Source organism: Promicromonospora kroppenstedtii (assembly GCF_044389675.1).
In the GTDB taxonomy this organism is placed as follows: domain Bacteria; phylum Actinomycetota; class Actinomycetes; order Actinomycetales; family Cellulomonadaceae; genus Promicromonospora; species Promicromonospora kroppenstedtii.
In genome coordinates, this window is sequence record NZ_JBIRYI010000001.1 from 718,222 (window position 1) to 739,331 (window position 21,110).

11 protein-coding genes are annotated in these 21,110 nt (G+C 69.6%); all 11 read left to right on the plus strand.

Translation table 11 applies throughout. From position 1 onward, the window contains the following. The first annotated feature begins 167 nt into the window (after positions 1 to 167). The 11 genes from ACH47X_RS03165 to ACH47X_RS03215 all read left to right on the plus strand — a co-directional run bounded on the left by ACH47X_RS03165 (position 168) and on the right by ACH47X_RS03215 (position 21,061). A complete protein-coding gene (locus ACH47X_RS03165) occupies positions 168 to 458 on the plus strand; it encodes a MafI family immunity protein (protein ID WP_397401291.1) in 291 nt (96 codons plus the stop codon). 47 nt (positions 459 to 505) lie between these two features. Continuing rightward, on the plus strand, positions 506 to 733 hold the full coding sequence (locus ACH47X_RS03170; RefSeq protein ID WP_397401293.1) for a hypothetical protein: 228 nt from the start codon (positions 506 to 508) through the stop codon (positions 731 to 733). Between the two features lie 131 nt (positions 734 to 864). Next, positions 865 to 1,296, plus strand: coding sequence for an SUKH-3 domain-containing protein (locus ACH47X_RS03175; RefSeq protein WP_397401295.1), 432 nt, complete (start codon positions 865 to 867; stop codon positions 1,294 to 1,296). 261 nt (positions 1,297 to 1,557) lie between these two features. Then, positions 1,558 to 4,680 carry a hypothetical protein gene (locus ACH47X_RS03180; RefSeq protein ID WP_397401297.1) on the plus strand — a complete coding sequence of 1,041 codons (3,123 nt, stop codon included), beginning with the start codon at positions 1,558 to 1,560 and terminating at the stop codon, positions 4,678 to 4,680. A gap of 23 nt (positions 4,681 to 4,703) precedes the next feature. After that, a complete protein-coding gene (locus ACH47X_RS03185) occupies positions 4,704 to 13,382 on the plus strand; it encodes an RHS repeat-associated core domain-containing protein (RefSeq protein WP_397401299.1) in 8,679 nt (2,892 codons plus the stop codon). Continuing rightward, positions 13,382 to 13,825, plus strand: a complete 444-nt coding sequence (locus tag ACH47X_RS03190) for an SUKH-3 domain-containing protein (protein ID WP_397401301.1) — start codon at positions 13,382 to 13,384, stop codon at positions 13,823 to 13,825. The genes ACH47X_RS03185 and ACH47X_RS03190 overlap by 1 nt, the downstream gene beginning before the upstream one ends. 286 nt (positions 13,826 to 14,111) lie before the next feature. Beyond that, positions 14,112 to 15,716: a UDP-N-acetylmuramoyl-L-alanyl-D-glutamate--2,6-diaminopimelate ligase gene (locus ACH47X_RS03195; protein ID WP_397401303.1), complete on the plus strand. Its 1,605-nt coding sequence runs from the start codon at positions 14,112 to 14,114 to the stop codon at positions 15,714 to 15,716. An 82-nt stretch (positions 15,717 to 15,798) separates the two neighbouring features. Further along, positions 15,799 to 17,262 (plus strand): UDP-N-acetylmuramoyl-tripeptide--D-alanyl-D-alanine ligase, encoded by a 1,464-nt coding sequence (locus tag ACH47X_RS03200; protein WP_397401305.1) that lies wholly within the window; start codon positions 15,799 to 15,801, stop codon positions 17,260 to 17,262. Further along, positions 17,259 to 18,341 carry a phospho-N-acetylmuramoyl-pentapeptide-transferase gene (mraY, locus tag ACH47X_RS03205; protein WP_397401307.1) on the plus strand — a complete coding sequence of 361 codons (1,083 nt, stop codon included), beginning with the start codon at positions 17,259 to 17,261 and terminating at the stop codon, positions 18,339 to 18,341. Before ACH47X_RS03200 ends, mraY begins: the two co-directional genes overlap by 4 nt. After that, on the plus strand, positions 18,338 to 19,810 hold the full coding sequence (murD, locus tag ACH47X_RS03210) for a UDP-N-acetylmuramoyl-L-alanine--D-glutamate ligase (protein WP_397401309.1): 1,473 nt from the start codon (positions 18,338 to 18,340) through the stop codon (positions 19,808 to 19,810). The genes mraY and murD overlap by 4 nt, the downstream gene beginning before the upstream one ends. Before the next feature lie 18 nt (positions 19,811 to 19,828). Continuing rightward, positions 19,829 to 21,061, plus strand: coding sequence for an FtsW/RodA/SpoVE family cell cycle protein (locus tag ACH47X_RS03215; RefSeq protein ID WP_397401311.1), 1,233 nt, complete (start codon positions 19,829 to 19,831; stop codon positions 21,059 to 21,061). Positions 21,062 to 21,110: the final 49 nt, after the last annotated feature.

Here is a 21,110-nt window from a genome sequence, read left to right on the forward strand (position 1 = left end):
CGTGGGGGGGGGGGGGGGGGGGGGGGGGGGGGGGGGGGGGGGGGGGGGGGGGGGGGGGCGGCCCCCCCCCCCCCCCCCCCCCCCAACACACCCCGTGCGCGTGCGTTTTCCAAGGCCCCCGTACGCAACCAGGATGTGTCCTCGTGGCCGCTCGAACAGGACATGCGATGCAAGAATACGAACGCCATCGAGCGTTGATCTCGGAACTTCTTGCCGACTCACCGCTGACATCCGAGTCGGTGATCGAAGACGTGCACCACCTGATGGTGGTCGGCGAAGAGCGTCTCGCCTTCGACACGATGTGCTCGTGGATCTACGAGGATGCGCGTGAGATCAGTGAGCGGTTCCATGCGAGGTTGGTTGCCACTGCCGGGGTGCTCGACTCGATGCGCTCGGTCGAGAGGCTTGACGAACTCGTCGCCAAGACGCCTGCTGGGCCACCACCCTCCGCACGATGAGACGCGAGCCGATCAGTGGACCGCGATGAACGAATTGATGACGCCCCATGGACCGTGAAATCGACCTCGGTGAGGGTGCGCGGATTGTCGTCCGCGGCATGGACGACGGCGGTTCGGTGGTCAATGCCGACGTCGAGCTGACAGTTTCTGACGGCTCTCGGGGGGCGGCGACAGTGCTGACGCTCGGCGAGATCGCCAGGCTGATGGACACCTACCGGGAGTCCGGCGACTGTCAGTCGGGCGCGTTCTTCCGGTCCCTGATCTGCTGGTTCTGAGCACGGGAACAGTCGATGCGCTGGTTGCCGTGTTTCAAGAGTTCGTCCGGACCGGACAGTATCGCTACGAGCTTTCCGAGCTGGTAGCTGAAATCACGTAGAAAGCAGGAGAATTGTTTGATGATGTGACGGTGGTGACGCTCACCAAGGCCGGCTGGCTTCCTGAGCGGTCGATTCAGATCGATCACTGGACCGCGCTGCTAGGGGCTGAAGGGGTCAAGGTGCACGCTGCTGCCGCCGCGTTTCTCGCGGAGTTCGGCGGCTTGACGGTCGAGAACGGCGGCCCGGGTATTACACGCGCTCGTGAGCCGTTCGCACTCGATCCTGAGGAGTGCGTCGGCGAGGGGGACAGATTCCTCGATTGGTCGCAGGATCTGGGCCACCAGATCGTCCCGGTAGGCGTGCTGGACCATGGGCGATTCTTCCTGGGGCTCGATGAACGCTCTGAACTGTATGTGGTTGAGGGTTTCGTGAGCACTTTCGGCCCGATGCCGCTTGCCATGGATCGCCTGGTTCTGGGAGTCATGCCTGAAGCCGTTGACGAAACGGCTGCTGATCGGTGACCTCACGTGCGTGCCGTGCAGGGGCCTCCCACTGGAGTGCGCAGGTCATGACCAAGGCGCCGCCTGACGCCTGCCACCGGGCGAACCTCGTCACGTGACCGGAAAGATCACCCGCTGTTTCGTCAAGAACTGGTGATTCTTACCCATACTCTCCTCTTCGTGGACATTCCGGACCTTGGTGGGGTGCGCCGATCGGCGGCGACGGTGTGGGGGCGTGCGGCACGGGGGATCCGGACGCGCGCGGGTACTGTGGTCGCCGCTGTGACGGCGCTGGTGGTCCTGGCGACGGGCGCCTCCGCCCTCGTCGCGACCGGGGCTGCGGACGGCGTGCTGGCCGCCATGGGCGACGAGCCCGTGCTGGAGTGCCCGGTCGAGGAGCCGAATCTGGTGGAGGCCTTGGCCACGGCGGCCCGATGCGGTCACGAGGTCGAGGCGCTCGACGAGAAGACCCCCTGGCAGTCGTCCTTCGGTCAGCCGTCCGGCCAGGTGCGGCTCGAGGTCGGCAGCAGCGCGGACGCGTCCGACGCCGACGGCGACGGCGAGTTCGAGCCGATCGAGACCGCGGTGGCCGAGGACGAGTCCGGCCGCCTGAGCCCTGCCGCTCCCGCGGTGGCCATGAGCTTCTCGGCGGGCGGCGAGGACGCCGCGACCGACCCGGAGGTGCTGGCGCGGATGACCTCCGCCGACGGCCAGGTGGTGGACGTCGAGGCGCCGTTCGAGCTGACCGACCCCATTGTCGAGGACGACCGCATCGTCTACCCGGACGTCCTGTCCACCGGCGGCAAGCCGTCGGGTGTCGACCTGGTCGTCGCGGTGAACGCTGACGGGTCCGGCTTCAGCCAGGTGCTGCGCCTCACCGACGAGGCGGCGGCACGCAACCCGCACGTGACGAAGCTCGACGCCGACCTCGGCTACGACGTGAGCGCCAAGAACGCCTCCGGCACCGGCCTGAAGGTCGCGCGTGAGCACGGGGCGTTCACCGTCACCGACCCAGACGCGGCCGAGCCCGAGACCGACGGCGCCGACCCCGAGGTGTTCCGGTCGTCCCGCCCGCTGGTCTGGACCTCCGAGGCGCCCGCGGAGCAGCCAGCCGCCGCGACGGCAGGACGGGCAGCGGCCCCCGGGTCCGCCGACCCGTCTCCCTCGGCGGCGCTCGACGAGACCGACCCGCTGGCGGGTCCACTCACCCCGGAGGCGGTGGTGGAGATCCCGACGGACGACGGCGCGGACACCGAGCCAGATGCCGTGGGCGCTGCGATCGAGGCCGCGGCGCAGGACGAGTCGACCGCCTTCCCGATGTTCGCGGCCCTGGCGGTCTCGGGCACCCTGTCCGAGGTCACTGCGATCCGGAGCGCGTGGCCGGACAGCGCGTCCTCGTACCAGTTCGACGGCGACGCGGGAGTCGGCCGCTGCTCGGCGCCCGACCCGTACGCCGGCTACCAGTGCGGCTCGACCAGCACGCACCGGATCCTCTACGAGTTCGGCGGCCTGAGCAGTGTGGGAAGCCTGGCGTCCGCGGACGTCACCAAGGCGGTCTTCAACATCAACGGCACGTTCTCGTACAACTGCGACAAGACCGGGGTCTGGGTGTACCAGTCCGGCTCGAACGCCGTCAGCAGCTCGACGACGTGGCACAACCCCGGCTCCTGGTCGACCCGCCTCGCCTCGGCACTGGTGACACACCGGTCGGGCTGCACCGGCATGGTGCGGTCCGTCGGGTTCGACGTCACGGCGGGCGCGAAGAAGGTCGCGTCGTCGAACTGGTCGTCGCTCACCCTGGGCGTCCGGTCGGCGAACGAGACCACGATGGTCGGCTGGAAGCGGTACATCGGCCGCAACGACGGCAACGGTAGTACCAGTGCGCGCGCGACCCTGTCGGTCACTTACAACCGTGCGCCCGGCGTCCCGACGAGCCTGACGACGTGGCACGGCACGGAGAAGTTCTCCTGCAAGACCGGCACCGACCGCCCGATGCTGCGCACCACGATCCCCAAGCTGTCCGTCTTCATCCGCGACCCGGACGGGAACACGACCAAGGCGCGGTTCCAGATCTGGCGGATCAACAGCAGCACGCAGGTCTGGGGCGCCTACATGTCGTCGTTCCAGTTCTCCGGGAGGACGCACACCATCCAGGTACCGACGGGGAGACTGGGCAACAACGTGGTCTACAGGTGGCGCGCGCTGGCCAAGGACTCGACGGGCCGCGAAGGCTCGTGGTCGCAGTGGTGCGAGTTCGGGGTGGACACCAGCAAGCCGAACCAGCCCACCGTCTCCGTCCTCACGTCGGGCGAGGGCGTCGAGGCGGCCTATCTCAACGGCGTCGAGACCGGTGGCGTCGGCCTGACCGGAAAGTTCCGCCTGGGGCCGAACGGCTCGACCGACGTCGCAAAGTACGCCTACTCGTTCGGGTCCCAGTCGTTCGACAAGACCGCCAAGGCGCAGGCCTCAGGAACCGCGACGATCTCGTTCACGCCCAAGACCTCCGGTCCGCAGACGCTGTGGGTGCGCTCTTACGACCGCGCAGGCAACCAGTCGGCGGCCGACCGCGAGCACGTGATCGACGTCGCCTACCCGGAGTCGACGGGCCTCTGGCGGTTCGACGAGGGAAGCGGGACCACGGCGTACGACGCCTCGGGATCGGAGGTGCTGCGCAATCTCACCCTGGGGACGGGCACCACCTGGGGCGACGGCCCGCACACCCTCTTCGAGTCCCGGGCAGGCGACCGGGCCCTGGGGCTCAACGGGGTGAGCAGCCAGGCTGCTGGGCCCGCAGTCGTCTCGTCCGCCAAGAGCTTCGTCGTCTCGGCGCACGTCCGGCTCGACCCGGCGGCGGCAACGAACCTGCAGCACGTGGCGCTCTCGCAGAACGGGACGACCAATCCGGCGTTCACCCTCGGCTACCGCACGTCGTGCGCGGCCACGGGCAACCAGCCGTGCTGGTCGATGATGATGTACCAGTCGGACACCTCGAACCTGTCCAACGTCGCCGCGCAGTCGAGGATCACCCCGGTGCGGGGCGAGTGGGTCCACCTGACCGGTGCGTACGACGCCGACACGGACAAGGTCTCGCTGTGGGTGTGCGAGATCGGCACCCCCGACGTCCCGTCGCCGGCAGAACCCGTACGGGCCGACTCGTCCACCACACTGACCGCGCCGTGGGCGTCGACCGGCTCCTTCAACGTGGGCCGCCGCACCATCGCGGGTGTGTCCGACAACTACTGGCACGGTCAGGTGGACAACGTCCGGGTCTTCGACGGGCAGGTCGTGGCGGAGAACAAGATCCGCCGGCTGTGCCAGGGGGCGGACGACACCGACTTCGAGGGCGGCGCTCCGACGCTGGACCCGACCCTCAAGGACAAGTCGGTCGAGGAGCTGGGCCAGTGACCGCACGAGGAGCGGGTGGAGACGTGCGGAAGCTGACGAACCAGATGGGAACAGCGGTGACGAGGATGGGTGCGCGGGTGCACAACGGTCTGACCAGGGCCACGGTCGGCACGGCACGAAAGGTCCGGTCGGGATGGCGCACCGGAGCGCGCCGCGCCGGTCTGGTGACCGTCGCGAGCGGTCTGGCCCTCGCCCTGGTCGTCGAGCCTGCGCTCGCGGCCGGCCCGCACGTGGGCATCGACTGCCAGATCAGCGCGGTGGACCAGGAAACGGCGCTGGAACTGGCGGACGCCTGCGGGCAGGACGTGGAGATCACCTCGGCCCTCTCGCCGTGGTCGACGTTCACCGCGACCGAGGACGGCACGGTGATCCAGGAGATGACCGCGACCGCCTCGCGCACCGCGGTGACCGGCACCTGGGGACCCGTCTCGACCCGGGTCGTCGACGCGGACCCCACCGACGGCGTGCTCTCCGTGGCGGCGCCCGTCTACCCGATCATCCTGTCGGACGGCACCGAGGGGGTGCCGCTCGCGACGATCACCAAGGACGGGCACGAGCTCACCTACGACAGCCCGTTCGACCTGACGGAGCCGGTCGTCGACGGCGACACGGTGACCTATCCCGCCGTCGCCGGCAAGGGCGCAGACCTGGTCGTCACCATCAACCAGGACGGCACGGGCATCTCGACGGCGCTGCGGATGGCCGACCGCGCCGCGGCCAAGCGCGCGGACGACGAGCTCGGCCTGGGCGAGCTCACCTTTCCCGTCACGACCTCGGCGGGCCTGACCGTCACGCGGAACGCCGCCGGCGGCTTCGACGTCGTCGACGCCTTCGGGCAGGACATCTTCCGCGCTCCCGAGCCGAAGATGTGGGACTCCTCTGCCTCCGGCGCACCAGACGAGAGCGCTGCGGAATCCGGTCTGTTCAGCTCAGGTGCCACGCAGCCGGACACCAAGGCCTCTGAGGGGCCGACGGCTGCCGCGCGGTGGGACCAGATCAGCGACGAGGACGCCGCCGACCCGGCGGCCCGCGCGACGGCCCCGCTCCTCGGGGACGAGCAGATGTCGATGCCGGTGGACCTCGTCCCGGCCAGGGCCCGCCACACCACCGGCGAGCCCGCTCCGGCGTCGTCGGCCGACGCGGACACCCTCAGCGGCGCCGCCGCGCCCGGCGTCGACCTCTCCGGTGGTCTGTCCGTGGGTGGCGACCCGCTGGAGACTGCGGGTGGTTTCGGCTCCGCGGGTTCGACCGAGACCTCGACGGTCGGTGTGCGGATCCGCCCGGACCGCGACTTCCTGCTGTCGGACCCGGACACGGTGTTTCCCGCGCTGATCGACCCGACGGTGACTTCCGCGGGCAACGAGTGGATCATGACCCACGACGGCACCGTCGGCGCCAGCGAGTACATGTTCGAGGGCAACCGGGGCGTCGGGCTGTGCGACGTCGCGGTGGTCGCCTCCTGCGTGGAGACGACGCGGAACCGGCTCGGCTGGCAGTTCGCCGACCTCGACCATCTCGGGCTCCTCGAACCGGCTGACATCTCGTCGGCCACGTTCAGCGTCTACGGCGAGCACAGCTGGGACTGCACGGCGCGCACGATCCGCCTGTACGGCACGAAGCCGATCGACGCGGCGTCGAACTGGGAGACCTGGGGCAAGCCCCCGTTCGGTACGGAGCTGTCCCGCGTGACGGTCGCGCACAAGGAGGCGTGCGACAACGCCGGATGGGTCGACTTCGACGCGACGACCGGTGCCAAGAACCTGGCCTCGACCGATACCGGCACGCTCAGCCTGGGCCTCGTGACCCTCGACGAGACCGACATGACGCTGGGGTGGAAGAGGTACCGGCACGACGCCAAGCTCACCGTCGAGTACGAGCCCCCGGCCGTCTCGCCGGACGCCGAGGGTTCCGACCTGGCGGCACGTACGGAGAACCTCGACCCGGCCCAGCAGGCCGCGGACGACGCGGCGCCGGACGCTGTCACGCCGACAGCGGAGCCGGTGGCGACCCCGCCGGAGCCGACCGCCGACCCGGCGCTCGTCCCCGTGCAGGACGCACCGGAGGCCGCCGAGGCGACGCTCCCCGTGCCCGAAACGCTGACCGCGGTCCCGGACTCGGCACTGGGCGGACTCGACCTGAAGATCGGCGCCCCAGCTCCTGCCGCGGGTACGCCGGAGGCTTCCTCAGAGGTGCACGTCGAGGTCGCCGACCAGGCCACGGCCGTCGGCGCCGGAATCTCCGGCGTGCTCCTCGACGTCACCGACACCTCCGCCGAGGCCCCGCCGGAGAGCGGAGTACGGCAGGTCGAGGTGCAGGTGGACTACGACGAGTTCACCGACCTCGCGGGCGCCGACTGGTCCGGTCGCCTCGGCATCGTCCGCATTCCGGAGTGCCACGCCACGACCCCGGACCTGGAGGAGTGCTCGCCCACGCCGGTCGACTCGACGAACGACGTCGAGCAGGGCACCGTCACCGCGACGCTCGATCTGGCCGCTGCTGGTGCCCCGGCTACCGCAGTGGCCGGTGCGGAGAAGTCCGCCGCCGCGGACGAGAACGCCGCAGAGGCACAGGTGAGCACGCTCGCAGCCACCGGTGGCGACACCTTCGCGGTCACGGCCGGCACCAGCTCCGGGGCCGGCGACTGGGGTGCCACCCCGCTGTCGTCGGCGTCCTCCTGGTCGGTCAGCGGCGGCACGGGCTCCCTGGGCTGGTCGTACCCGATCCAGGTTCCGTCCCCGGCGGCCGGACCCTCGCCTGAGCTCGCGATCGGGTACTCCAGCGCCTCCCTCGACGGGCGGGTGTCCAGCACGAACAACCAGTCCTCGTGGGTCGGGGACGGGTGGGACATGACCAGCGGCTTCGTGGAGCGACGGTACGTGCCGTGCTCCGAGGACCGCGACGAGTCCGGCGGGCAGAACCCGAACAACGCCAACCGCAAGACGGGCGACCTGTGCTGGGACAGCGACAACGCCTTCCTGGTGTTCAACGGGACGTCTTCGGCCCTGGTGAAGGACGACAACTCCGCGACCACTGACGCCATCGAGTGGCGGCCGGAGTCCGACGACGGCACCCGCGTGCGCCAGTTCGGCCGCCCCACGGGCGACGCCGCCAAGACCGACGCCGGCTGGGCAGGGGAGTACTGGGAGGTCACCACCACCGACGGCACCAGGTACTACTTCGGCAAGGACCACCGGTACTCCGGCGACACGCTGGCGCAGAACTCCCGCTGGACCGTGCCGGTGTACTCCAACCACCCGAACGAGCCCGGGTACCAGACCGCGTTCAAGGACTCGGGCCGCGTGATGGGGTGGCGGTTCAACCTCGACTACGTCCGCGACACGTCGGACAACACGATGACCTACCGGTACGCGAGCGAGAGCAACCGGTACGGCGCGAACAACAACACGGGTGCGACCCGCTCCTACACCCGCGGCGGCACGCTGGACTGGATCAGCTATGGCACCCGCGCCGGGTCCGAGCCGGTGGACGCGAACGGGGGGAGCGTCCCGAACCTGGTCGACTTCGCCGTCGCCGAGCGCTGCCTGGCGGCGTCGACGGACTGCGAGACCGCCGACCGCGGGACGACGGCGGGCGCGGTGCGTTGGCACGACACCCCCGTGGACCTGGAGTGCTCGTCGAGCACCAGCTGCCCGGATGTCCGCAGCCCGGCGTTCTTCTCGACCAAGCGCCTGACGACCGTGGTGACGAAGGTGAACGTCGGCGGCACGCTGACGGCCAAGGACACGGTCGCGCTGACCCAGAAGTGGCGCGACCCGGGCGACGGCACGGGCCGGATCCTGTGGCTCGACGCCATCAAGCGCACGGCCAACGGCCCCAGCAGCTCGACGTCGGACGACGTCGTCTTCGACCCGATCCGGTTCACAGGCAGCGACCAGATGCCCGGACGGGTTGCGGACACCGTCGTCGACGGGCTGCCGGTCATGAACCGCATCCGGGTCGCGGGGATCACCACCGAGACCGGTGCGGCGATCTCGATCGAGTACACCCCGACGGAGTGCACGGCCGATGTCTACAAGCCGAAGCCACAGGGCTACCTGGATCTCAAGCAACAGCAGGACAACCAGTCACGATGCTTCCCAGTGGTGTGGCACCCGTGGGGCATGCCCGAGCCGCGGAGCGAGTACTTCCACGCCTACATGGTGTCCAAGGTGACCCAGTCGGCGGGCCAGACCGGTGCGTTCAGCGTTCCCGTCGTCACCTCGTACTCGTACGGCAACGGCATCGAGTGGGCGCGGATCGACGACCCGCTGACGCCGAAGAAGGACCGCACGTACTCGGTCAACCGCGGGTACAAGACCGTCACCACGACCACGGGGTCGGGCTCGGTCGCCGCGAAGACGAGGACCCGGTACCTGCAGGGCACCGGCGAGGAGATCAACCTGGGGCTGGACTCGGTCACCACCCGTCATGTCACCGACCACGAGCGGTTCGCCGGGATGCCGGTCACGAGCACCGTGGTCAACGGGCAGACCGAGGTCTCCAAGACGATCACGATCCCCGAGGCGGAGGAGACGGCGAGAACGGGTAGTACCGGGACGGACGACCTGCTGGTCGCCACCCGAACCAGCCGGATGGACGTCTACACCGCGTCGTACAAGGCCGACGGTTCGCAGGAGTACGTGACGCGTACCGACACCCGGTACGACGAGAACGGCCAGGTGACCCAGGTCGACGACTACGGGGCGTTCTCCGAGACTGCCGAGGACAACACGACGTCGGACGACCTGTGCACTCGCACCACGTATCTCACCAACGACGAGAAGCACCTCGTGGTGCCTCAGCAGACCGAGACGGTGAGCGTGCGGTGCTCCGTCACGCCGAGCCGGCCGGCCGACCTGGTCGGCGTGTCGCAGATCAGCTATGACGGGCTCACCTACGGCTCGGCGCCCACCAGGGGTCTGCCGACGAGCGTGAAGACGAACGACAAGGACGGCGTTCTCAACGACGACTCCCCGACCGTCCGCACGGTCTATGACGGCCGAGGTCGTATCAAGAGTTCGACCGATCCATTGGGGCGTGTGTCTGAGACGCTCTACGAAGAGACCACTCATGGCGTCCCTGCCACGGTGACCACCAAGAGCCCGGACCCCGATGGCCCGGGCGATGGAGACGGTGACGGCGTCACACTGACCGAGCATGTCTCGACCACCACTCTGGATCCGCTGCTCGGCGTCCAGACGACGGTGAGTGACGCGAATCAACGTCCCACGAAGGCGACCTACGACGCCGCCGGACGCCTGCTCTCGGTGACCTACCCGGACCGCGAGGGCAAGTCGGCGAACGTCACGTACGCGTACTCGACGTCGCGTAACGGCGTGAACACGGTGACCACCAAGACGCTCGCCGCGGACGGAGTCAAGTACCACGTCTCCGTGGCCCTGTACGACGGGCTGCTGCGACCCATTCAGACGCAGACGGAGTCGCGGGACGGTAACGAGGAGGCCGTCAATGGCCGCCTCGTGACCGATACGGAGTACGACGTCAACGGCCGGGTCGCGCTCACCACCTCTGCCTGGTTCGCGACCGGCAGCCCGAGCACGACCCTGGTGGGCGCCGCCGTCGAGCCGGAGTCCAACACGGTCTTCACGTACGACGGACTGGGACGGGTCCGGACCGAGGCCCTGTTCGCGGGGACGCTCTCGAACCCGTCCTACGAGCGGTGGCGCACCACCTCGTACTACGACGGTGCCACGACCACCGTCATCCCTCCGGACGGCGCGACCCCGACCCAGACCGTCGTCGACGCCCGCGGCCGGACCGTGGAGCTGAGCCACTTCCTGCGTGACCCGGTGGAGGACGCTTCGGTTCGCACGCTGGCCGGCGTGCTGGACCTGGACGAGCAGACGACCCGGTATCACTACGACGGGGCCGGTCGGCTGGATGAGGTGCAGGACACCGACACCAACAAGTGGGCCTACAAGTACGACAAGCTCGGCCGACAGTACGAGGCCGTCGACCCGGATGCCGGCAAGACGACGACGGAGTACGACGACGCGGGTCAGGTCACCTCGGTGACGAATGGCGCGAACCAGAAGGTGTTCTACACCTACGACCAGCTCGGGCGTCGCACGACGGTACGGCAGGACACGGAGACTGGCGCGCTGCGCGCCAAATGGACCTATGACGTCTTGACCTCCCACGCGGGCACGAACCCGCCGTCGGCCAAGGGTCAGGTCACGAGCTCGACGCGCTTCGCGTCGTCGGCTGATGGCGGCGGCGAGTTCGTCACGGCCCTGACCGGGTTCGACGCGGCCTATCGTCCGACCGGCACGGTGACCGTGATCCCGACCACGAACACCAAGATGGCGGGCCTTTCGGGGACCTACGAGCAGAAGGTCACCTACACCGCGGACGGGCAGGTCGCCTCGACCACATACCCGGCCGCCGGTGGACTGAGAAAGGAGACAGTCACCAACCACTTCGACGACGAGACGAGCGTCGCCGAGTGGATGGGTGGTGGGTTCGGATGGGGCACGTACGTCGCCTCCAGCCGTACCGACGTCTTCGGCCGGCTGTCCTACCTCGACCTCGGCAACACCTACGGCACCGTAGTGTCCTACGCCTACGAGGTCGGCACCAGCAGGCTCACGAACGTGAAGCTCGACCGCGAGCGGATCGGTGGTACCGAGCTCGACATCAGGTACGCGTACGACGACGCCGGCAACGTGCTCAGCGCCCAGGACAAACCCACGGCGGTGGGCCGCGCCGCGGACAAGCAGTGCTACCAGTACGAAGCAATGCGACGTCTGGCCGAAGCATGGACGCCGGCTTCCGGCGACTGCGGGCTGGCGAGATCGATCCCCGCGCTGGGTGGAGCTGCCCCGTACTGGACGTCGTTCAAGTACGACGCAATCGGCAACCGTACCGACGAGACCTACCGCACGCGCGGCCTCGCGGGTGACATCGATGGTGGGGAGACCACCGAGATCGGCTACGCGTACGCGGGCAGCCGGGACCTCAACGCGGACGGCGACTCTACGGATGTGGGCGAGTTCGCCGGGCCTCACGCGGTCACGGCCATTACGACGGACGGGCCCAGTGGCAGCACGGAAAGGTCGTTCACGTACGACAACGCGGGCCGGACGCTGACCCAGACCCAGGACAGCGACTACCTGACCACTAAGCTGTCCCTGGGCTGGGACCACGAGACCGAGCTGGCCTCGACCAGCCTCGCCACCACCGTGTACCCGGAACCTGAGCCGGGCTCCGGGGACGACGACAGCGACGGCGACCAGTCCTCGGGCACGGGGCCGGACCGTGGCACAGGCACGACGACGACGGCCGTCGGCCGCAACCTGTACACCGCTGACGGGGACCGCATCGTGCGGACTGCGCCGGACGGTTCGATCACGGTGTATCTCGGTGGTCAGGAGATCACCAAGGCTGCGAACGGCAGCGTCACCGCCGCTCGGTACTACAGCTTCGCCGGGCAGACGGTCGCGATGCGTACCGCCAACGGGCTCGGTGGTGTGACGTCGCTGATCAACAACCCGCAGGGGACGTCGCTGGCGTCGGTGCACAACACCAACTGGACCACCGCGAGCGTCGCCAAGCACTACACGCTGCCGTTCGGTGAGCAGCGCGGTGAGGACTCTGCGCCTGGCGACCACGAGTTCCTGGGCAAGGTCCGCGACGAGGCCACCGGCCTGACGCTGGTGGGGGCGCGCTGGTACGACGAGACGGTCGGCAAGTTCCTGACCGTCGACCCGGTCATGGACCTGACCGACCCGGACCAGTGGAACGCGTACTCCTACGCCAACAACAACCCCACCACGTACTCCGACCCAACGGGCCTGTGGTGGGAGGCGCTGCCGGTCTCCAACATGGTCAAGAACAGTGGGACCGTTGCACCCGCAAGTACCTCTAATGGCATCGCTGGCGGACCTTCATGTCGATACGCCTCATGCGACGGGACTAACACGGGAGGTGAGTTTGAGGACCGCTATTTCCGGGACGGTGCCGGCTCTAGGCTCGCCGAGGCCGTAAAGGCAGAACGGACTGCCCAGTACTGGGCAGGCATTACTCCCGAAGGGCGGGCGCTGGAGGACGCTGTGGCAGCTGCCCAGGGCCAGGTCCTTCCGGACTGGGCGCACACAGTGCTCGACTTCATTGGCCTCGCACCGGTCGTCGGCGAGCCAGCCGATGCACTCAACTGTGCTGCTTACGGTCTTGAAGGCGACGCAGTCAATGCGGGCCTCTCCTGCGGAGCAACAATCCCCGTCGCTGGCTCTGCCTTTACTATCGCAAAGGGCGCAAAAGGTGCCGTCGATGTCGCGACTGCAGAGAGGGCTCTCGTAGCCGCACGAGACACCGCCGATGCTGCGGCGAACGCCGGGTCTCGAAAGGCGCGGCCTGGCGTTAGCGAATCCTTGGTTACTCCTGCGGGCAATCTTTATAGGCATAACAGTGTTAAGGGATCCACGGTTCCCCCAATTCATCCCAGGGTTCAGGGGATGCTGGATACTGTGACGAATCGTGGAGAGGGGCATGGCCGGTGTGGAATGGTTTTCTGTCTTTCCGAAGCGCTGTATGAAGGGGACGACCCAACGAACGGCGTTGCAGCCGCTATACTTGTCCGATCACCGAACAGTTCGAGTGTCGGTAAGGGGATCGGCCCGTGCCCGAGTTGCGAGGTCCTTAGGGATGGGTTTGGCTTGAATTTTGTGACGGGAGAGGGCTGATGTTCGACGAGGTTACCGACTCGACACTCGCCAAATATGGCTGGTTCCCTGGTCGGTCTGTGCCCATTGATTCTTGGGTGGAGACGTTGCGCAGCGAGGGGGTCGAGGTGCACCAAGCTGCTGCCGTGTTTCTCGCGGAATTTGGCGGCATTGTAACGAAGCGCGAAGGTCCGGGCATCACGCGCGCTCGCGAGTCGTTCGCTATCGACCCCCAGGAATGTGTAGGTGAGGGAGACAGGTTCGTCGAGTGGTCGCAGGATCTTGGTCGTCAGATCGTGCCGGTTGGCATACTGGACGGTGGGCGATCGTTCTTGGGGATGGACGAAAACTCCGAGCTCTATTCAGTGGAAGCTTGGGTGGCGACCTTTGGTCGGATGCCTGTTGCTATGATTCACCTGGTTCGAGGTGTTATGCCTCAAGTGATAGCTGAGGCGGAAGTTTGATGATTCGAAGGGCCGCAGTGCTTGTTTTTTCATGCTGTAACCTGCTGCATCCGGCGCTGTGAGTTTCAATTCGGCGTTGATGATTTACTCGCCACGGGCTCGATGTGTGGAAATCCGTTGCCTGTATTGCCGAGTCGGGCGGGTCAATAGTTCTGGGCTGGCAACCATTTGCGTGAGTGCGACTAGTCGCTGACCCAACGATTCGCGACCGGACCACCCCACAACCACCACCCAAGGCCCACACCCAGGACGAGACCCACCCCCGCGAGACGGTAGGTTCTTCTCCGTGACATCCCCGATCGACCGGATCCGACCGGCCGCCACGACAGCGCGTCAGGTCTCGGACCTCGCAGTCGCCTTCGGCCTCACCATCGTCCCAGGTCAGCCCGCTGACGCCGCGGTTACCTGCGTGGCCTCGGACAACCGGGTGGTCCAGGACGGGGACCTGTTCGTGGCCCTGCCCGGCGCCCGCGCGCACGGCGCGCAGTTCGCCGCGGACGCCGTCCGGCGGGGGGCCACCGCGATCCTCACGGACGCGTGCGGGGCCGAGCTGATCGGGGCCGGCAGCACCACGCCGGTCATCGTCGCCGACGACCCCCGCGCCATCCTCGGCTCCGTCGCCGCCTGGGTGCTGGGCAACCCGGCCGAGGACCTGATGACGTTCGGCGTCACCGGCACCAACGGCAAGACCACCACGACGTACCAGCTCGACCACCTGCTGCGGGCGCTGGGCTGGATCGGCGGCCTGATCGGCACGGTCGAGACCCGCTCCGGGGACCGCGTTATCGCCAGCACCCTCACCACGCCCGAGGCCGCCGACCTGCAGGCGCTCCTGGCCGCGATGCGCGAGGACCACGTGCGCACCCTCGCCATGGAGGTCTCCTCCCATGCGCTGGCACAGCACCGCGTGGACGGCGTCGTGTTCGGCGTCGCCGGGTTCACCAACCTGACGCAGGACCACCTGGACTTCCACGGCGACTTCGAGTCGTACTTCGCCACCAAGGCCGAGCTGTTCACGCCCGCCCGCGCGCGCCGCGGCGTCGTCACCGTCGACGACGCCTGGGGCGACCGCATGGCGAACGAGGCCCAGATCCCCGTCGCGACGCTCACCACCCTGCCGGACAAGGCCGCCGACTGGGTCGTGACCGATGTCGCGCCGCACGGCACCGGGTCCGCCTTCACGCTGACGCACCACGACGGGCGCACGCTGCGCACCTCCACCTCGCTGCCGGGCGGCTACAACGTCGCCAACGCGGCCCTCGCCGTCGCGATGGTGCTGGAGGGCGGCTCCGACATCCGCGACGTCACCGACGCCCTGGCGGCCGCCGACGGCCTGAGCGCCACCGTGCCCGGCCGCATGGAGGTGCTGGCCACGGCCCCGCGCGTGGTCGTCGACTTCGCGCACAACACCGAGGCCCTGGAGCTCGCCCTCGCGGCCCTGCGCCCGACGACGACGGGCCGGCTCGCTGTCGTCTTCGGCGCCACCGGCGACCGCGACCCCGGCAAGCGCCCCTTCATGGGCGCTGCCGCAGTGCACGGCGCCGACGTCGTCTACGTCACGGACGACGACCCGCACGACGAGGACCCCGCCAAGGTGCGCACCGAGGTCCTGGCCGGGACCGGCGTCGACGCGCCCGGCGACGGCACCCCCGGCAGCGGCACGCCCGGCACCGTGGAGACCGCGGACGACGGCGCCTCGCGTACGGTGGAGGTCCACGAGGTCGCCCCACGCGCGGACGCGATCCGCGCCGCGATCCTGGCGGCCGGCCCGGACGACACCGTGCTGGTGGCCGGCCGCGGGCACGAGACGATCCAGGAGATCGCCGGCGTGGACCACGTGCTCGACGACCGGGTCGAGGCGCGCGCCGCCCTGGCGGCCCGCGGCGCGTGACCCGAGCAGGACGCGCCGGGCGGAACGCCGACGGCGCAGCAGCATCCCCAGCAGGACCCACGCAGGAGAGGACGACACAGGCATGATCGAGCTGACTGCGGCACAGGTCGCCGCAGCCACCGGCGGGCGGCTGCACGCCGACCCGGACGTCACGGTCACGGGGGCGGTGATCATCGACTCGCGCGAGGCCGGGCCCGGTGCGCTGTTCGTGGCCCTGCCGGGGGAGCGGGTGGACGGGCACGACTTCGCGGGCCGGGCCGTCGCGGCGGGTGCCGCGCTGGTGCTGGCGGCCCGCGAGCTCGACGGCCTGCCGACCGTCGTGGTGGACGACCCGCAGGCGGCCCTGGGCGAGCTCGCCCGGTACGTCCTGGCGACGGTCCGCGAGGGCGGCGACGGCTGGCCCAAGGTCGTGGGCGTGACCGGCTCGGTCGGCAAGACCACCACCAAGGACCTGCTCGGGCAGCTACTCACCCCCGAGGTGAGCGGCGAGGACGCCATCATCGTGCCCACCGGCTCGTTCAACAACGAGATCGGCCTGCCGCTCACGGTGCTCCGCGTCACCGAGCAGACCCGGTACCTGATCGCCGAGATGGGCGCCGACCGCATCGGCAACATCGCCTACCTCACGCGCATCGCGCCGCCGAACGTCGGCGTCGTGCTCGCCGTGGGCGTGGCGCACGTGGGCCACTTCGGCAGCGTCGAGGCCATCGCGAAGACCAAGGCCGAGATGGTCTCCGGCGTCGTTGACGGCGGCACGGTCGTGCTCAACGCCGACGACCTGCGCGTCGCCGCCATGGCCGGCCAGGCCGCGCCCGGCACGACCCTCCAGACCTTCGGCACCATCCCCGCCGCCGACGTCCGCGCCGAGGACATCACGGTCGACGCCACGGGCCGCGCCAGCTTCACGCTCCGGATCGCGCCGTCCGCCGCCCCGGCCGGCGACACCGAGCAGCGCGCTGACGTCGCCCTCCAGCTCGTCGGGCCCCACCACGTGAGCAACGCGCTCGCCGCGGCCACGGTCGCCCTGCGCCTCGGGGTGACCCTGCCCGACGTCGCGCAGCGGCTCACGGCCGCCACCGCCCGCAGCCCGCACCGCATGGCCGTCACCGAGCGGCCCGACGGCGTCACCGTGATCGACGACGCGTACAACGCGAACCCCGACTCGATGAAGGCCGCCCTGCGCACCCTCGCCGTCATGGCCGGGCGCACCCGCCGCTCCGTCGCGGTGCTCGGCGAGATGCGAGAGCTCGGTGACGGTGCGCGCGCCGCGCACGACGAGATCGGCCGCCTCGTGGTACGGCTGAACATCAAGCAGCTCGTCGTCGTCGGCGACGGCGCCTATCACATCCATGAGGGCGCCATGCAGGAGGGGTCCTGGGGGTCCGAGTCGATCTTCGTGCCCGACCTGGACGCCGCCCGCGCAATGCTGGACGAGTCGCTGGAGCCCGGCGACGTCGTGCTCGTGAAGTCCTCGCTCGGCTCCGGACTCTGGGAGCTCGGCGACCACCTGTCGATGGCTCTGACCGCTAAGGACAACAACAAGTGATCGCGATCCTGGTCAGCGCCTCGGTGGCGCTGCTCGTGGCCCTGCTGGGCACTCCGGTCTTCATCCGGTTCCTGGTCCACAAGAACTACGGCCAGTTCGTCCGCGAGGACGGCCCCACGGGGCACTTCACCAAGCGCGGCACGCCGACCATGGGCGGCGTCGTCATCATCGCGGCCACGCTCATCGGGTTCGCGGCCTCGATGCTGGTGTCGGGGCGGCTGCCGAGCGTGTCGGCGCTGCTCGCGCTGTACCTCATGGCGGGCCTGGGCCTGGTCGGGTTCCTCGACGACTTCACCAAGATCCGCAAGCAGCGCTCGCTCGGCCTGACCGCGCGCGCCAAGCTGATCGGCCAGGGCATCGTCGGCATCTCGTTCGCCGTGCTCGCGCTGCAGTTCCCCAACGAGAACTCGCGCACCCCGGCGTCCACCAAGATCTCGTTCCTGCGCGACACCGAGTTCGACCTCGCGTTCGCCGGCGCGACCGTGGGCCTGATCCTGTTCGTGATCTGGGCCAACCTGCTGGTCTCGGCCTGGTCCAACGCGGTGAACCTGACCGACGGCCTGGACGGCCTGGCCACCGGCGTCTCCATCATCACCTTCGGCGCCTACGTGCTGGTCGGCATCTGGCAGCTCAACCAGTCCTGCCAGTTCCTGGCCACCGCCGGTCCACGCTGCTACGAGGTGCGCGACCCGCAGGACCTGGCGATCGTCGCCGCCGCCGTCACGGGCGCCTGCGTCGGCTTCCTGTGGTGGAACGCCAACCCCGCCAAGATCTTCATGGGTGACACCGGCTCGCTCGCCCTGGGCGGCGCCCTGGCCGGCCTGTCCATCCTGAGCCGCACCGAGCTGCTCGCCGTGCTGCTGGGCGGCATGTTCGTGCTCATCGTCTCGTCCGTCGTGATCCAGGTCAGCTCCTTCAAGCTGACGGGCAGGCGCGTGTTCAAGATGGCGCCGCTGCAGCACCACTTCGAGCTGTCCGGCTGGGGCGAGGTCACCATCGTGATCCGGTTCTGGCTCATCGCCGGCCTGCTCGCGGGCCTCGGCATGGGCATCTTCTACGCCGAGTGGGTGGCCTCGTGACCGAGGCCGACACGTACGGCACGGTCGAGCCCCGCGTCCCCCTCGCGGAGGCGCGCGTGGTCCTGGCCGGGCTCGGCGTCACCGGACGGTCTCTTCAGCGCGTGCTCGAACCGCGCGTGGCCTCGCTGGTCACGGTGGACGACAGGGCCGACGACGCCGACCACGGCCGGCTCGACGCCGACGGCGCGGCCGCCGTGCTGGCCGAGGCCGACCTGCTCGTGGCCTCGCCGGGCTTCCCGCCGCACCACCCCCTGGTCGCCACGGCGCTTGCCGCGGGCGTGCCGGTGTGGAGCGAGGTCGAGCTCGCGTGGCGCCTACGGGTCGACCGGCTCGGCACCGACGCACCGGCCCCGTGGCTCGGCATCACCGGGTCCAACGGCAAGACGACCACCGTCGAGATGCTCGCGGCCATCCTGCGGGCCGCGGGCCTGCGCACGGCCGCCGTCGGGAACGTGGGCCGCTCGCTCGTCGAGGCCGCCCTGGACCCCCTGCTCGACGTCGTCGCGGTGGAGCTGTCGAGCTTCCAGCTCCACTTCACGCACACGATGTCGCTGCAGGCGGGCGCCGTCCTCAACGTCTCGGCCGACCACCTGGACTGGCACGGCTCGCTCGAGTCGTACACGCGCGACAAGGGCCGCATCTTCGAGCGCGTCCAGGTGGCCTGCGTCTACAACGTCGCGGACCCGACGACGGAGGACCTCGTGCGCGAGGCCGACGTGGTCGAGGGCGCCCGCGCCGTCGGCTTCGTGGTGGGCACCCCGAGCCCCGGCGACCTCGGCCTGGTCGACGGCGTGCTCGTCGACCGCGCCTTCCACGCCGCCCACGACGACCCGGACCGCCGCAAGAGCGCCGCGGAGCTCGGCACGCTCGCGGACCTGAAGCAGCTGGGTGACCACAACGGCGTCGTGCCGACGCACATCGTGGCCGACGCCCTCGCCGCCGCCGCCCTGGCGCGCGCGCACGGTGTGCCCGCGTCCGCCGTCCGCGACGGGCTGCGGTCCTTCGGCCCGGGCGAGCACCGCATCCAGCGCGTCGCGGAGGCGGGCGGCGTCACCTACGTCAACGACTCCAAGGCGACGAACGCCCACTCCGCGGCCGCCTCGCTGGCCGGTTTCGCGCACGGCACCGTGGTGTGGATCGCGGGCGGGCTGGCCAAGGGCGCCACGTTCGACGACCTGGTCTCCTCCCGCGCGGACCGCATGCGCGCCGCCGTCGTGATCGGCGCCGAGCCCGGCCCGCTGGCCGACACGCTGGCCCGACACGCGCCCAAGATCCCGGTTGTGGTGATCGATCCCGGTGACACTGAGACCGTGATGCGCCGGGCGGTGACGGCGGCGCGGGACCTGGCACAGCCCGGGGACACCGTGCTGCTGGCCCCGGCGGGCGCGTCGCAGGACCAGTTCACCTCGTACGCCCACCGCGGCGAGGAGTTCGTCCGCGTGGTGCGTGACCTGACCACCACGCACTGAGCGCGGGAGGGGCAGGGGATGGCCACGACGACCACGGGCCGCAAGGCGCCCGACCGCCCGTGGCTGGGCGAGTGGAACTCGACGGTGACCAGCTACTACCTGCTGGTGGGCACCACGGGGCTGCTGACGGTGATCGGCCTGATCATGGTGCTGTCCAGCTCGACGGTCACCTCCATCGCGGAGGGGCAGTCGCCGTACGCGGCGTTCCTGGTCCAGGCGCAGTACGCGCTGATGGGCCTGCCCGTGCTGGTGGTCGCCGCCCACCTGCCGATCCGCTGGTACAAACGGCTCGCGCTCCCGGCGCTCCTGGTGGCGCTGGTCCTGCTGGTGGCCGTCATCTTCATGGGTGAGGTCACCAACGGCCAGCAGAACTGGCTGTCGTTCGGGCCCGTCCGCTTCCAGCCCTCCGAGCTGGCCAAGCTCGCGCTCGCCGTCTGGCTCGGCACCGTGCTGGGCCGCAAGCAGGCGCTGCTGGGCAGCTGGTCGCACGCGATCATGCCCGCCGTGCCCGGGGCGGTCGTGGTGATGGGCCTGGTGCTCGGCGGGGGCGACCTCGGCACGGCGCTCGTGATCGGCCTGCTCGTCGCGGGCGCGTTCCTGGTGGCGGGCGTGCCGCTGTCGCTCATGGGGCTCGGCAGCGCGATCGCCGCGTTCGTCGTCGGCTACGTGTTCATCCTCCAGCAGGGCTCGGGGGACCGGCTGCGGCGCATCATCGCGACCTACGGCGCGGAGTGCGACGCCGCCTCGGAGTGCTACCAGTCCCTGCACGGCCTGTTCGGGCTGGGCACCGGTGGGCTGTGGGGCGTCGGCCTGGGCGGCAGCCGCGAGAAGTGGAACTACCTGCCCGAGGCGCACAACGACTTCATCTTCGCCGTGATCGGCGAGGAGCTCGGCCTGTTCGGCACGGTGCTGGTGCTCGCGCTGTTCGCCGTGCTGGGCCTGGCGATGAGCCGCGTCATCCAGCGGCACAAGGACCCGTTCGTCAAGGTGACCACGGCCGCCGTCGGCTGCTGGATCGTGGGCCAGGCGTTCGTGAACATCGGCGTGGTGATCGGGGTGCTCCCGGTGATCGGCGTGCCCCTCCCGCTGGTGTCCGCGGGCGGTTCGGCGCTGATCACCACGATGGCCGCGCTCGGGATGGTCATATCCTTCGCCCGGACGGAGCCGGGGGCTGCCAAGGCCCTCGCTGCACGCGGTAGCGTCGTCCGCAAGTCACTGGCCGTGCTGGGCGGCGCGGTCCGGAGACGGTAGAAATGTGCACGGCGGTTCGATCTGTGGCCAGATCCTCCACAGCGGGCCG

What these genes read in the sequence shown, in the direction of transcription:
- ACH47X_RS03170 (WP_397401293.1), top strand. Translation starts at nt 506, where the DNA reads ATGGACCGTGAAATCGACCTCGGTGAGGGTGCGCGGATTGTCGTCCGC.
- ACH47X_RS03215 (WP_397401311.1), top strand. Translation starts at nt 19,829, where the DNA reads ATGGCCACGACGACCACGGGCCGCAAGGCGCCCGACCGCCCGTGGCTG.
- ACH47X_RS03165 (WP_397401291.1), top strand. Translation starts at nt 168, where the DNA reads ATGCAAGAATACGAACGCCATCGAGCGTTGATCTCGGAACTTCTTGCC.
- ACH47X_RS03200 (WP_397401305.1), top strand. Translation starts at nt 15,799, where the DNA reads ATGATCGAGCTGACTGCGGCACAGGTCGCCGCAGCCACCGGCGGGCGG.
- ACH47X_RS03190 (WP_397401301.1), top strand. Translation starts at nt 13,382, where the DNA reads ATGTTCGACGAGGTTACCGACTCGACACTCGCCAAATATGGCTGGTTC.